General features: G+C 63.8%; 14 protein-coding genes. 7 read left to right on the top strand and 7 right to left on the bottom strand.

The window, feature by feature from the left end; genetic code table 11:
* Window positions 1-53: 53 nt before the first annotated feature.
* From M1L53_RS08865 to M1L53_RS08855, 3 genes are all read right to left on the bottom strand, one after another.
* Window positions 54-1,025 carry a sigma-70 family RNA polymerase sigma factor gene (locus M1L53_RS08865; protein ID WP_003942639.1) on the bottom strand — a complete coding sequence of 324 codons (972 nt, stop codon included), beginning with the start codon at window positions 1,023-1,025 and terminating at the stop codon, window positions 54-56.
* Window positions 1,026-1,184: 159 nt separating this feature from the next.
* A complete protein-coding gene (locus M1L53_RS08860; RefSeq protein WP_054188517.1) occupies window positions 1,185-2,684 on the bottom strand; it encodes a class I SAM-dependent methyltransferase in 1,500 nt (499 codons plus the stop codon).
* A gap of 26 nt (window positions 2,685-2,710) precedes the next feature.
* The gene (locus M1L53_RS08855) at window positions 2,711-3,070 is read right to left on the bottom strand and encodes a DUF3099 domain-containing protein (protein WP_054188516.1); all 360 of its coding nucleotides are present in this window, start codon (window positions 3,068-3,070) and stop codon (window positions 2,711-2,713) included.
* An 83-nt stretch (window positions 3,071-3,153) separates the two neighbouring features.
* On the opposite strand from M1L53_RS08855, the gene M1L53_RS08850 reads away from it, so the two are divergent.
* Window positions 3,154-3,390: a DUF3039 domain-containing protein gene (locus M1L53_RS08850; protein ID WP_003942602.1), complete on the top strand. Its 237-nt coding sequence runs from the start codon at window positions 3,154-3,156 to the stop codon at window positions 3,388-3,390.
* Here the strand turns inward: M1L53_RS08850 and M1L53_RS08845 are convergent.
* Window positions 3,363-4,625, bottom strand: coding sequence for a YihY/virulence factor BrkB family protein (locus M1L53_RS08845; protein ID WP_054188515.1), 1,263 nt, complete (start codon window positions 4,623-4,625; stop codon window positions 3,363-3,365). The genes M1L53_RS08850 and M1L53_RS08845 overlap by 28 nt on opposite strands.
* 256 nt (window positions 4,626-4,881) lie before the next feature.
* On the opposite strand from M1L53_RS08845, the gene M1L53_RS08840 reads away from it, so the two are divergent.
* Window positions 4,882-6,660 (top strand): DEAD/DEAH box helicase, encoded by a 1,779-nt coding sequence (locus tag M1L53_RS08840; protein ID WP_003942642.1) that lies wholly within the window; start codon window positions 4,882-4,884, stop codon window positions 6,658-6,660.
* Window positions 6,661-6,793: 133 nt separating this feature from the next.
* Here M1L53_RS08840 and M1L53_RS08835 read toward each other — a convergent pair whose 3' ends face one another.
* A complete protein-coding gene (locus M1L53_RS08835) occupies window positions 6,794-6,985 on the bottom strand; it encodes a hypothetical protein (RefSeq protein ID WP_003942643.1) in 192 nt (63 codons plus the stop codon).
* A 234-nt stretch (window positions 6,986-7,219) separates the two neighbouring features.
* On the opposite strand from M1L53_RS08835, the gene M1L53_RS08830 reads away from it, so the two are divergent.
* The 4 genes from M1L53_RS08830 (at window position 7,220) to M1L53_RS08815 (ending at window position 10,177) form a co-directional block, all read left to right on the top strand.
* On the top strand, window positions 7,220-7,597 hold the full coding sequence (locus M1L53_RS08830) for a DUF952 domain-containing protein (protein WP_054188514.1): 378 nt from the start codon (window positions 7,220-7,222) through the stop codon (window positions 7,595-7,597).
* An 86-nt stretch (window positions 7,598-7,683) separates the two neighbouring features.
* On the top strand, window positions 7,684-8,166 hold the full coding sequence (locus M1L53_RS08825; RefSeq protein ID WP_021344116.1) for a cation:proton antiporter regulatory subunit: 483 nt from the start codon (window positions 7,684-7,686) through the stop codon (window positions 8,164-8,166).
* Between the two features lie 7 nt (window positions 8,167-8,173).
* Window positions 8,174-9,346: a cation:proton antiporter gene (locus M1L53_RS08820; RefSeq protein WP_003942634.1), complete on the top strand. Its 1,173-nt coding sequence runs from the start codon at window positions 8,174-8,176 to the stop codon at window positions 9,344-9,346.
* A gap of 21 nt (window positions 9,347-9,367) precedes the next feature.
* Complete coding sequence (locus M1L53_RS08815) at window positions 9,368-10,177, top strand: tyrosine-protein phosphatase (RefSeq protein ID WP_030536889.1); 810 nt, start codon at window positions 9,368-9,370, stop codon at window positions 10,175-10,177.
* Window positions 10,178-10,246: 69 nt separating this feature from the next.
* On the opposite strand, the gene M1L53_RS08810 is transcribed toward M1L53_RS08815, so the two are convergent.
* Together M1L53_RS08810 and ppgK are read right to left on the bottom strand one after the other, a co-directional pair.
* On the bottom strand, window positions 10,247-11,671 hold the full coding sequence (locus M1L53_RS08810) for an RNA polymerase sigma factor (RefSeq protein ID WP_370333980.1): 1,425 nt from the start codon (window positions 11,669-11,671) through the stop codon (window positions 10,247-10,249).
* A 112-nt stretch (window positions 11,672-11,783) separates the two neighbouring features.
* Window positions 11,784-12,551 carry a polyphosphate--glucose phosphotransferase gene (ppgK, locus tag M1L53_RS08805; RefSeq protein WP_042449945.1) on the bottom strand — a complete coding sequence of 256 codons (768 nt, stop codon included), beginning with the start codon at window positions 12,549-12,551 and terminating at the stop codon, window positions 11,784-11,786.
* 169 nt (window positions 12,552-12,720) lie between these two features.
* Between ppgK and M1L53_RS08800 the strand changes: the two genes are divergently transcribed.
* The gene (locus M1L53_RS08800) at window positions 12,721-13,599 is read left to right on the top strand and encodes an inositol monophosphatase family protein (protein WP_054188584.1); all 879 of its coding nucleotides are present in this window, start codon (window positions 12,721-12,723) and stop codon (window positions 13,597-13,599) included.
* The last annotated feature ends 3 nt before the right edge of the window (window positions 13,600-13,602 follow it).

The following is a 13,602-nucleotide window of genomic DNA, read 5'->3' as shown; positions in this document are numbered from 1 at the left end:
GGTGCGTCAGCGCGAGTGGTGTGGCGCGCTGACGCACGTGCTGTGTTGTTTGATCAGCTCGCGTAGGACCGCAGTTTCTCGGCGCGATCGCCGACGCGGAGCTTGCCCATGACCTCACGCTCGATCTGACGAACCCGCTCACGCGAGAGGCCGAAGAGCTTGCCGATCTGATCGAGGGTGCGGGGCTGGCCGTCGTCGAGACCGTAGCGAAGTCGGATGACCTGCTGCTCCCGCTCGTCGAGCGTCCCGAGCACGCTGCGCACATCGCTGTGCAGCAGACCGGCGATGACGGCGTTCTCGGCCGAGGTCGCCTCGGAATCTTCGATGAAATCGCCCAAGGGCGCTTCTTCGTCGTTGCCCACAGGCATGTCCAGGCTTACCGGGTCGCGGCTGTGGTCGAGCAGGTCGGCAATCTTGTGCGCCGGGATGCCCGACTCTTCGGCCAACTCGTCGTCCGTGGCTTCTCGCCCGAGCTGCTGGTGCAGTTCGCGCTTGATGCGGGCGAGCTTGTTGACCTGCTCCACGAGGTGGACTGGGAGCCGGATGGTGCGGCTCTGATCAGCCATTCCGCGGGTGATTGCCTGACGGATCCACCAGGTGGCGTACGTCGAGAACTTGAAGCCCTTGGCGTAGTCGAACTTCTCCATTGCACGGATGAGTCCGAGGTTGCCTTCTTGAATCAGATCGAGGAGCGGCATGCCGCGGCCGGTGTAGCGCTTGGCCAGCGACACGACGAGTCGCAGGTTCGCTTCCAGGAGGTGGCTACGTGCCGACTGTCCCTCGCGAACGATCGTTGCGAGATCCCTCTTCTTGGCGACTGTCAGGCGCTTTCCCGTGGCAAGGACGTGGCTGGCGTACAGCCCCGCTTCGATTCGCTTCGCCAGTTCGACCTCGTCTGCTGCTGTCAGCAGTGCGGTACGACCGATCCCGTTCAGGTAGACGCGGACCAGGTCTGCGGCCGGGCTCTGGGCGTCCAGATCTGCGGCGCTCGGACGAATGCGAGTAGTGGTGCTGGGGCTTGTCATGACTTGCCTCCCTATCGGCGGTCTCTCACACAGTTCAACGTGTGAGAGTTCCGGGAAAGTTCCCGTGCCGATTTCCGCTAAATCGCCGTGACCTGCAGTTATTTCCCAGTCGTCCTGAGAAGTTGCTGAGAACACAAAAATCTGCAACTCACCGGGAACTCAGTTCGTGACGGGAAGCACCAACCCGTGCCGAACCAGCGAGACCATCATTGTGACGACGGCCTCACGTAGCTGGTCCGGGTCTTCGCCGTTCGCCGCGGCAAGAAGTTCGATCAATTCGTCGACCACCAGTCCATCCGCTCGGAGTCCGGCCAACAGCGCAGCACCGAGCTCGTCGATCTCGTGCTGCCAGTGCGGTCCGTTGCCGCGGTGCACACGCGTGACCACTTGTTGCCATCCCTCGTCACCGGGGAGGTAGACGCGTTCGAGAGCCGTGTCCGGATCGAGGACGAAGCGTTCCTCGAGGACGTCGTGTTCACGCAACCAGGCAAGACGGTCGAAGTAAGCGAGCGCCTCGGCCCCGAGCGGGTCCGAGAAGCCGTGCATGAGGTCCTCGGCCATCAGGTCGGTGGGGGAGTCGGTGCGGCGAAGGAACACGAAACCGAAGCCGACGCCCTCGACGTCGGATTCTTCGAGGTGATCCAGCCAGGCGTTTGCTCTCGATGCCGTTTCCGGATCTCGCGGATCCTGCCCGCCGTCCTTGAGCCACGTACCGACGTACAGAGCCGGATCCGCGACATCGCGCTGGACCACCCAGGCATCGACGCCGTGGGCCGGCAGCCACGACGCGATCCGCGACCGCCAGTCCTGCCCTTCGACGTGCACCCAGGACGCCAGCAGAGCTGCCGTGCCGCCGGGGTTCAGGTAGTCGATCGATTGCGAGATCATCAATTCGCTCGCACCGTCGAGATCGAGGCCGGAATCGCGGTACGTGTGATGGACGCGTGCCTCGCCGACGACAAACGGCGGATTGGCGACCACCTGGTCGAAGGTTCGACCCTCGACGGGTTCGAACCAGGACCCTTGAAGGAGTTCGACGTCCAGTCCGTTGAGGGCCATGGTTGCTGCCGTGAGGTCGACAGCGCGTTGATTGATGTCGGTTGCGGTGACCGAATCGGCGTACGTGTTCGCGTGCAGGGCTTGGATGCCGCATCCCGTACCGAGGTCGAGCACGCTGCCGACCCTCGCGGTGGGCGTGGCCTGCAGCAAGGACAGTGACGCATGCCCGACGCCCAGCACATGATCGGCCGTGGCCTTCTTGGGACGGATTCCGCCGTCGAGATCCGAGATCACCCAACGATCGCCGTCGCCGACGTCGATGGGGCGAAGATCCACCGCGGCCCGCACGAGCGGATTCTCACTGTCGAAGTTCTCACCTTCGAGCAGACCGGCGTCGACGCACTGCGCGATTGTCAGCGGAGCCAGCGCCGCGGCGACGTCGCCCGCCGGGCAGTCATCGGCGAGAAGGAACAGTCTGATGAGAACGCCCAGGTCCCCGAGTTCTCGGGTGGCGCGGCGCACGGGCACCGGCTCACTTCGACCGAGAGCAGCGTGAACTTCGGGACCCAACGCCTCGAGCATGGTTCCGGTGTCGAATCGATTGCGAAGCAGAGCCTCACGCAGCGCAGGGGTGATGGACAGGAGCGTTTCGCTTCTCACCCTGTCATTCTCGCAGGCGGAACTTGTCAGCCTTCGATGGTGTGGTGCGTCGCGGATTCGATCTCGCCTGCGGTCTTCTTTCGTCCGTCGTATCGACTCGGTTCGTCCTTGGTGCGCGGTGGTCGGTCGTTGGCGATCAGGACGGCGATCCAGGGAAGCGGAATGGATGCACCGATGATGAGCATCGAGATCCAGGCGTTGGCCCAGATGCCGTACGCGATCGCCGCGAGGATCAACGCCGGGAACCGGAAGGACATGATGATCATGTACTTGCGCACTCGGGCTTTGTGCTGTTCTTCGACGGACTGCTGCGCTTCGGTGATCAGTACGGGATTGTCGGGAGTCCCGGCCTCGTAGGACCTGCCGAACGCGCCATTTCGTGCCATGACTCCACTGTTCCACTCTCGGCCGACAATTGCACACGACCCGTGGGTCGCACCGCTGTGACGGAGACGGCATTATTGGAGGGGTGAGCACTCAAACCAAGGAACGTCCCGACGTCTCCACCGACGAAACGACCGACGACGACACCCCGAAGTTCTTCCACTACGTGAAGAAGAACAAGATCGCCGAGAGCGCCGTCATGGGAACCCATGTCGTCGCGCTGTGCGGTGAGGTGTTTCCCGTGACGAAGTCCGCCAAGCCGGGATCACCGGTGTGCCCGGACTGCAAGAAGATTTACGAAGGACTCCGTAAGGGCGACTGACCTCGGGTCAGGCGAGCGGGAGTACTTCCGGAGCTCGGCGGATCGACAGCCTCGACGCAGTCGGCCGCCGGGCTCTTCGCGTCTGCGTGCGGTTCATCGCAGGGATCTTGGTCGACGCACGAGTTCTGGCGCGACTCCGATTGTCTGCTCTCGGTTTGTCTGCTGCGGGGCCGCCCGTACGAGGGGACCGTGGCCGGGTCCGCTTTGTCGCCCGAGATGCGGATCGGGCTGGTGGCCAGGTGCCAGGTCAGATTGGTGACCGGACCGGTCTTTTCGTCGGTGTTCTGAGCCGCAAGCCACTCTCGCATCTGCTCCATCCGAGTGGCACGAGCGGGCCAGAACTCCTGAACCGTCGCGTTGAACTCGGCGCCGAGCACGACGGCAAAACCGAGGAAGAACGTGAAGAGCAGAAACGCGATCGGCGTTGCCAGTGCGCCGTACGTGTAGCCGGTGCTGGTGACGAATCCCAGGTACCAACGCAATCCGGTGCTGGCGGCCATGAAGAACACACCGGCGACCAGGGCGCCCGCGAGCAGCCGATGCCACGGCAGCGACTTCGGCGGAGCGACTTTGTAGAGCGTCGTGAGGCCGATGATCACCAGCAGACCGACAGCAGGGTAGTAGAACGTGTCGACCAGATTCGATCCGACCACGTACCAGGAGGCCGGCAGTGCTCGCCCGACGAGCGTCGGCCCCAGAGCTACCAGCGGCAGGATGAACACCGCCATCACCAGGAACATCACGTAGAGCAGCAGGGCGAAGATGCGCTGCCAGATGGGATTGCGGGCATCCTGCTGCCCGTGTGCTTCCACGATCGAGTCGACGAACGTACTGATCGCCGATGATCCCGCCCACAGGGAGAGCAGGAAGCCCACCGAGATGATCTCCGGGCGTCCGCGCTGAAGGACGTCCGTCACCGTCGGGCGGATGATCTGGTCGACGACGCTTTCGCTGAAGATCGTTCCGCTGAACGTGACGATCTTGGATTCGATGATCTCGACGGTGTTGGGTCCGAACCACCCACCGATGTAGCCGATCATTCCCAGAAGGCCGAGCAGCAGGGGAGCAAGCGACAGCGTTTGCCAGAACGCGGCCGTAGCCGCCTTTCCGAAGATGGAATCGTCCCAGGCCTTGCTCAGGGTTCGACCGATCAACTGCCCGGTGCGGCGTAGCGGATGCCATCTGCGGTGGTGCAGATCACTTCCGCTCGACTTCTCGCCTCGCGCTTCACTCATGATGTCTCCAGCATCCCTGACGACACACCCGGTTGCCCAACCATGGCGCCGACGTGTCGCACATTTCTGAGACAATTCGCGTGCAGGTCGGCAGGATGCGAGAGAAGCGAAACCTCGCCGGCCGGAGTGAGAACGGCCATGAGTACGCGCTTCGAGTGCGGCTTTGGTCGGTGGCGGCGGCTAGGCTCGTCGCCGGACATTGATGAAAATTCGAGGAGCGCGAGACAACAGTGCGATTCCAGTGGAGGCGCGGCCTATGACGTCTGAGACCGTGGCAGCCGAGTTCGGCAAGTCGCCCGAACCCGCCGGAGCTCAATCCGCGGGAACCCAACCTGGCGCCCCTACCGGTTCCCTTCGTGCATGGCAGCGCCGTGCACTGACCAAGTACCTTTCCAGCAGTCCGCGTGACTTTCTGGCGGTCGCAACGCCGGGAGCAGGTAAGACCACCTTCGCTCTGCGGGTAGCTTCGGAATTGCTCCGTGACCGGACGGTCGACCAGATAACCGTCGTGGCGCCGACCGAGCACCTCAAACACCAGTGGGCGGAGTCCGCACAGCGCTCCGGCCTCGCATTGGACTCGCGGTTCTCCAACTCGACCGGCCAGACCTCGAGTGACTATCACGGCGTCGTGCTGACCTACGCCCAGGTTGCCTCGCACCCGTCGAAGCATCGTGTGCGGACCGAGGGCCGCAAGACGCTGGTCATCCTCGACGAGATCCACCACGGCGGCGACGCCAAGAGCTGGGGCGACGCCATTCGTGAAGCGTTCGGCGACGCGACCAGGCGTCTCGCACTGACCGGAACCCCGTTCCGCAGTGACGACAGTGCCATTCCTTTTGTCGAGTACGAGCCGGACAAGGAAGGTCTGCTCCGCTCGAAAGCCGACCACTCCTACGGATATTCGGATGCCCTCAAGGACGGCGTGGTTCGCCCCGTCGTGTTTCTCGCCTACTCGGGCGAGGCACGGTGGCGAAACAACGCCGGCGAGGAATTCACCGCTCGACTCGGCGAGCCGCTGAGCGCCGAGCAGACGACTCGGGCATGGCGTACGGCCTTGGACCCTGCCGGCGACTGGATTCCTGCCGTGCTGCAAGCAGCAGACACCCGTTTGGCGCAGCTGCGCAGTACCGGTATGCCCGATGCCGGCGGACTCGTCATCGCGACGGACCAGACAGTGGCCCGCGAGTACGCGAAGGCCCTGACAGCGATCACCGGCGAACAGCCGGCCGTCGTGCTGTCCGACGACCCCACCGCGTCCAAGCGAATCGCCGAATTCGGTGCGAGCGACCAGAAATGGATGGTCGCGGTCCGCATGGTGTCCGAGGGCGTCGACGTTCCCCGTCTGGCGGTCGGTGTGTACGCGACCAGCGCGTCGACTCCGCTGTACTTCGCTCAGGCGATCGGGCGCTTCGTGCGCTCGCGTCGTAAGGGCGAAACTGCCAGCGTCTTCCTGCCGTCGGTGCCGGTGCTTCTCGACCTTGCCGCACAGCTCGAGGCCCAGCGTGATCACGTACTCGGCAAGCCGCATCGTGAGAAGGACGGCCTCGAAGACGACCTGCTCGCCGATGCGAACAAGCAGAAGGACGAGCTGGGCGAGGAGGAGAAGGCGTTCACGTCCCTGGGCGCCGATGCCGAACTCGACCAGGTGATCTACGACGGATCATCCTTCGGTACCGCGACATTCGCCGGAAGTGACGAGGAAGCCGACTACCTCGGTCTGCCAGGCCTACTCGACGCCGATCAGATGCGGGCATTGCTGCGTCAACGCCAGCAGACGCAGGTCGAGGCCAACTCGGCCAAGGCCGCCGCCCCGCAACCCACGGCGGCAGTGGTATCCGATCGAGCGGCCACGGCAGATCAGCTCGGTGCGCTCCGCAAGGAGCTCAACGGGTTGGTGGCGATGAACGTTCACCGCACTGGTAAGCCGCACGGCATCATTCACGCGGAACTGCGCCGGGTGTGCGGCGGTCCGCCGACGGCCATCGCTACTGTCGATCAGCTGACCGAACGCATCGCGATTCTCCGCAGCTGGTAGCAGCCGATACCGGTCCCGCACGCTTCGCGTGCTTGCGGCCCCGGAACGGCAGAACGGGCGATCACAGTGACTGTGATCGCCCGTTCTGGCGTTCATGGCGCGCCTCGTGAAGAGGCCACCCCCGGCTGACAGGTCAGATTGCGGGTTCGCTTTCGGAGACGACGGCATTCATCTCGCGAAGTCGATCCGCGTGTTCGGTTGCGTGGTGTCCGCAGAAGAGAAGCTCGCCGCCGGTGGGAAGCACGGCGCGTACGCGTGCTCCGGCACCGCACCGGTCGCACCGGTCGGCAGCGGTCAACTGTGGGCTGGTCAGTGTTCCGGGCATGACTCCTCCGTACTGGCTTTGCGGCATTCGGGCCGCGTGCCTGGGGCCTGGTCCGCCGCGTCGGAATGGCGCGGTAGATCCACTCTTACAGACGTTTGGGGTTTACGGGTTGTTCCCGAAGGCGTTTCTTAGTGTTGTGTCTCACTGGAAATGCGCTGGGCAGGCATTCTCGGGTGAGGATTGTTCGCTGACAGCTGATTCGGATCGCCGACCTCAGCCCGATATTCTGGGCGGATGAACCCGGGACGCGAACCACTTGTCGACGAGAGCGTCGAGTTGCTCCACATGTGCACGCGCGAGGAGTGGGCGCGGGCACAACAGCTCGGTGAACGTATCCCCGACGGATTCGAGGCGGAGGGATTTGTCCACATGTCGACTCCGGCGCAAGTTCATCTCCCGGCCAATCGGATCTTTGCCGGCCGTGACGACATAGTCCTTCTGGCTATCGATCCGGCCATGCTCGGCGGTCAGGTCAAGTACGAACCGGGTGTCCCCTCGGACCCGGAATCGATGCGATTCCCGCATCTGTACGCCCCGATTCCCGTCGCAGCCGTCACCGCTGTCGTCGAGTATTTTCCGGGCGAGAACGGCGTGTTTTCGCCGGTTCGGTAGGTCGCCGGTTGGCCGGTCGTGAACTGTGCCCTGCGGATTACGGCCCTCCCGCGATGCAGGTCACCGATCGGCGCTACCGTTGGTATATGAACGTAGAAGTCACCCCACTACCGGGGATCGGGACGCGCAAGGATTTTGTTCTGTCTTCCGGTCGTCGCGTGGGTGTCGTCACCCATCGGGACGGTCATACCGACCTCATCGTTTCCAAGGCAGACGACCCTGACGCGTGTGCTGCCTCGCTGCCTCTGACCACCGAGGAAGCGGCAGCGCTCAGCAATCTCCTGGGTGCCCCCCAGCTCGTTGCTCAGCTCGAGGAAGAGCACCGTGATCTTCCGGGCATTCGAACCAAACAGCTCTACATCAAGGACGGTTCTCGCTACGACGGACAGACCCTCGGGGACACCGGCATGCGCACGCGTACCGGAGTGTCCATCGTCGCCGTCATGCGGGCAGGACAGGTGAGCCCGTCTCCGAACCCCGACTTCACGTTCACCGGGGGAGACCTTCTCGTGGCAGTCGGAACGCCGGACGGTTTGGCTGCAGCGGCAAAAATCTTGGCCAACGGCTGACTGGCGCGTGGACACAACCACCCTCGCACTGATCGAACTCGGCGCGGTCTTCTTCGCGCTCGGACTGCTCGGACGGCTCGCTGCTCGCGTCGGCATGTCGCCGATCCCGTTCTACCTGATCGGCGGCCTGTGCTTCGGACAGGGCGGTTTCATCCAGCTCGGCGACATCGGCGAGTTCTCCCATCTGGCAAGTGAGATCGGGATCGTCCTGCTCTTGCTGCTGTTGGGGCTCGAATACACTGCGGCCGAGCTCGTCACCGGTCTCAAACGCTCGCGGGTAGCCGGCATCGTCGACATCGTCCTCAACGCCACCCCTGGCGCGGTTGTCGGCTTGATGCTCGGCTGGGGCGTCGTGGGGGCGACGGTCATGGCCGGCGTCACCTACATCTCGTCTTCGGGAATCATCGCCAAGGTGCTCAGCGACCTGGGGCGCCTCGGTAACCGCGAGACACCGGTCGTGCTTTCGATTCTGGTGTTCGAAGACTTGGCGATGGCGCTGTACCTGCCGATTCTGACCGCGATGCTCGCGGGCGTGAGCTTCATGGGCGGGCTCGAAGCGGTCGGGATCTCGTTGTTGGTCATCACCGTGGTTCTTGTCGTGGCCCTCCGATACGGACGGTACGTCTCCGCCCTCCTCGACAGTCCCGACAGTGAGACGCTCCTGCTCAAGCTGCTCGGTGCCGCACTGTTGGTCGCCGGCATCAGTTCGGCGATGCAGGTGTCGGCGGCTGTGGGCGCATTCCTCCTCGGAATCGCGATCTCGGGGTCGACGGCGCACAATGCCAGTCGCGTGCTCGAGCCCCTTCGAGATCTGTTCGCCGCAATGTTCTTCGTGGTCTTCGGTCTCAACACCGATCCCAGTTCCATTCCGCCAGTCCTCGGATGGGCCGCGATCCTGGCAGTGGTCACGGCGATCACGAAGCTGGTAACCGGCGCTTGGGCGGCCAGACGTCAGGGTGTCGCGCGAATGGGTCAGGCGCGCGCCGGTGCCGCTCTGATCGCCCGCGGTGAGTTCTCCATCATCATCGCAGGCCTCGCGGTGTCCGCAGGCGCCGTCGACGCCGAACTTGCCGCATTGGCAACTGCTTACGTGCTCCTGATGGCGGTCATCGGCCCGGTGGCGGCAAGAGTTATCGAACCGGTCGCCTCGTTGTACATCAAGGTTCGTACGAAGTCCTGATTGCGGTCCTATTCTGTCCGGATGTCGAACAGAATCGCCCGTCCCGCCGCGACCGCTCTGTGTGCGCTGATCATCTCGTGTGCACCGGTCCCGGCGCTCGCCGGTGGAATTCCCGCTCTCGACCACGCCGGACCCACAGCTGCGCAGGTTGCCGCGGATCGATCGCTACACCTCGAGGGTGCGTCGAACGCGCGTGACATCGGTGGCTACGACGCCGCGGACGGGCAGACCGTTCGGTGGGGGAAGGTATTTCGCTCGAATGCCCTCGACAAGCTGACACCGTCGGATCTCGCGTCGTTGAGCGAACGCGGAGTGGAATCGGTCGACGACTTCCGTACGGTCGTCGAACGAACGCTCTCGCAGGATCGCCTTCCGAACGGGGCGCGAAGCAACTGGTTCGACGTCATCGGAACCAACCCCGCCAACCTCCCGGCGCTGGTGGACATGCCGACGATGTACGCGTTGATGGTGACCGATCCGGGGGCGAGCCGCGCATTCCACGACGCGCTGGTGAACGTCGCGAACACCGACGGTTCAGTCCTCTACCACTGCTCGGCGGGCAAGGACCGTACCGGTTGGATGACCGCAGTTCTCCTGACCGTCCTCGGCGTGAGTCGCACCGACGTGAACGCCGATTACATGCTCAGCAATCAGTACCTCACCGGACCCCGCACGGGGAGCGCGTTCATCGACGGCGTCGAACAGTCTTGGCTGGACACGTCTTTCGCCACGGTGGATCGGGTGTACGGCAACTTCGACAACTACGTCCGGGACGGCCTTCAGTTGAGCGAGGACGATGTCGCACAACTCCGGGACACACTCTTGGTCTGAGGCGGCAAACGCACAAGAGCCGCTCTCCGGCGATCCGGAGAGCGGCTCTTGTGTGCATAGCTGGTGTGACTAGTCGAGGTAGTCGCGCAGAACCTGCGAACGCGACGGGTGGCGCAGCTTCGACATCGTCTTCGATTCGATCTGGCGGATACGCTCACGCGTGACGCCGTAGACCTGTCCGATTTCGTCTAAAGTCCTCGGCTGACCGTCGGTGAGACCGAAGCGGAGGCGAACCACGCCGGCTTCGCGCTCGGACAGCGTCTCGAGTACCGACTGCAGCTGATCCTGCAGCAAGGTGAACGAGACGGCATCGACTGCGACAACAGCTTCGGAGTCCTCGATGAAGTCACCGAGCTGGCTGTCGCCCTCGTCGCCGATGGTCTGGTCGAGAGAGATCGGCTCACGCGCGTACTGCTGGATTTCCAGCACCTTCTCCGGCGTGATGTCCATTTCCTTGGCGAGCTCTTCCGGCGTGGGCTCACGGCCCAGGTCCTGGAGCAGCTCACGCTGGATACGGCCGAGCTTGTTGATGACCTCGACCATGTGCACCGGGATACGGATGGTGCGAGCCTGGTCGGCCATTGCGCGGGTGATGGCCTGACGGATCCACCACGTGGCGTAGGTCGAGAACTTGTAACCCTTGGTGTAGTCGAACTTCTCGACTGCACGGATCAGACCGAGGTTGCCTTCCTGGATGAGGTCCAGGAACGCCATGCCGCGGCCCGTGTAGCGCTTGGCCAGCGAGACGACCAGGCGGAGGTTGGCCTCGAGGAGGTGGTTCTTGGCGCGGTTGCCGTCGCGGCAGATCCAGCTCATGTCGCGTCGCTGAGCCGCAGGCAACTTCTCGCCCTTGTCAGCGAGGTCCTGCATGATCTGCACGGCGTAGAGGCCGGCCTCGATGCGCTTGGCCAGTTCGACTTCCTCTTCGGCGTTGAGGAGTGCGACCTTGCCGATCTGCTTGAGGTAGGCGCGAACCGAGTCGGCGGACGCCGTCAGTTCGGCATCCTTGCGTGCCTGACGGAGAGCCTCGGACTCTTCCTCGTCCCAGACGAAGTCGCCGGAAGCCTTGTCCTTCTCGGACGGCTCTGCAGCGGTCTCTTCGTCTTCGCCGACTGCTACGACCTCGACGACATCGGACTCGACCTCGGCAAGGTCGCCGTCCGTGATGTCGATGTCTTCCAACTCGACATCGCCGTCTTCGGCGTCAGGATCGCCGGCCTTCTTGGGGCTGGCCTTCTTAGCTGCTGCCTTCTTGGCCGGAGCTTTCTTGGCCGGAGCCTTCTTTGCTGCTGCCTTCTTGGCGGGGGCCTTTTTCGCCGGAGCCTTCTTGGCTGCCGGAGCGGTGACGGTGGCCGCCTCCACGGCTGGAGATTGTGGCTCTGACTCTGATGGAGAATCAGCAGTCTGACGTGTATCGGTGGCTGCCACGTACGCCCTTTCGTGACGGTGTCGTGCGGCGTCACGCCAGAGTGGTGATCCGGCGGAGAGGTCAATGGTTGTTGGCCGGCGCGCAGCCGGACTTCACCATTGTAACGACTCTCAGGAAACTCTTACGTCACGGCGGGCCGTAACAGGTAGATTTTCCGCTTTTCACGTGCGGGTATTCTCATCCGGCGACGGAGGCCGGCCTAGTCAGTCCGACCGATGCGAGCGCAGCTCCGGCAATTCCGGCGGTGTTGAGAAGGGTGGCGGGGACGACCTTGGTGCGGTTGGTCAGATGCGGAATCCACTTCTCGTGCTTGCGGCTGATACCGCCTCCGGCGATGAAGAGATCTGGCCAGAGCAGGTTCTCGAAGGTGGTCAGAACTCGCGAGACCTCGACGGCCCACTCCTTGTAGCTCCAGTCCTTCTTCTCCTTCACCGACGACGCCGCCCGGTGCTCGGCTTCCTTGCCGTCGACCTCGAGGTGACCGAACTCGGTGTTGGGCAACAGAACTCCGTTGTGCAGCACGGCAGATCCGATTCCGGTGCCGAAGGTCAACAAGATCACGACGCCGGAGGTGTCCTTGCCCGCTCCGAACGAGTCCTCGGCGATTCCGGCAGCGTCGGCGTCGTTGAGGACGGTGACCTCGCGCCCGCCCAGTGCCTTGCCGAACAGAGCGGCGGCGTCGGTGTCGATCCAGGACTTGTCGATGTTCGCGGCGCTTCGCGCGACGCCGCCGGTCACGACAGCGGGCAAGGTGATGCCGACCGGACCGGTCCACTTGGCCTGCTCGACGATCTCGGCGACAGTGCCCGCGATCGCATCGGGTGTGGACGGCTGCGGGGTCAGGATCTTGATGCGGTCACCGATCATTTCCCCGGTGCTCAGGTCGATCGTGCCGCCCTTGACGCCGCTACCGCCGACGTCGATCCCGAAACCTGTGGTTGTCATCGTCCTGCGCTCCTGAGTGTCGAATTCGAGGTCACGATCTACCGTTGCAAACATTAACCTGAACAAGGACCCGGGCGCGTCCTCTCGAACCGCCCGCCTCGAGACGTTCGAGTGGTGCCCCTCGGTAGAGATGTGTTGCGATGGTCCGGTGCGCCCTTCAGAAAGAACGTTGCCCGACTTTTCCGCTGATTCTCTGGACCCCGCACAGTTGCGGGAAGTAGCCGTAGCCGTCGCCGAACGCGCAGCCGAACACGTCCGCTTGCGTCGGCCCGAGGTATTCGGCCTGGTGGGTTCCGGTGCCGCCGAGGGTGGTTCGGTTGCGGCGAAGAGCACGCCCACCGATCCCGTCACGGTGGTCGATACCGAAACCGAACAGGTGATTCGCGACCTTCTGGCGCAATTGCGCCCTGCAGATTCGATCCTGGGTGAGGAAGGTGGCGGAGACACCGACGATTCCGCGGGAGTTCGATGGGTTGTCGATCCCATCGACGGCACGGTGAATTTTCTCTACGGAATCCCCGCGTTCGCCATCTCGGTGGCCGTACAGATCGACGGGTTCTCGGTAGCCGGGGCTGTCGTCGACGTGTCGTTGGAAACCACGTACGCCGCGCATCGGGGCGGCGGTGCAACCATGACCACGGCCGACGGCGTCGTCAGCAACCTGCAAGCCAATGAAGTGACCGAGCTGTCAATGGCGCTGTTGGCCACCGGCTTCGGTTACGGAGCGGATCGCCGGAAGGTGCAGGGCACGTTGATCGGGCAGATCCTGCCGCAGGTTCGCGACATCCGACGCATCGGTTCGGCTGCGTTGGATCTGTGCATGGTTGCCACCGGCCGGGTCGACGCTCACTTCGAACACGGACTGAGTCCATGGGACTGGGCAGCCGGCTCCTTGATCGCTTCCGAAGCGGGCGCCGTCATCAACGTCCCGGCGTCAAATTCCACGTCCGCCGACGGCGATGTCGTTTACGCAGTCGCTCCGGCGATCGCCGAGCAGTTCGCGCACATGCTCAGTTCGATCGGCGCAGATCAGCCGATTCCGAGCTGAGGC

It is taken from the genome of Rhodococcus sp. T9N, from assembly GCF_024436645.1.
Classification (GTDB): domain Bacteria; phylum Actinomycetota; class Actinomycetes; order Mycobacteriales; family Mycobacteriaceae; genus Rhodococcus_F; species Rhodococcus_F qingshengii.
Note: the sequence above shows the minus strand (reverse complement) of the source record. Positions and strands in the feature narration are given on the sequence as shown.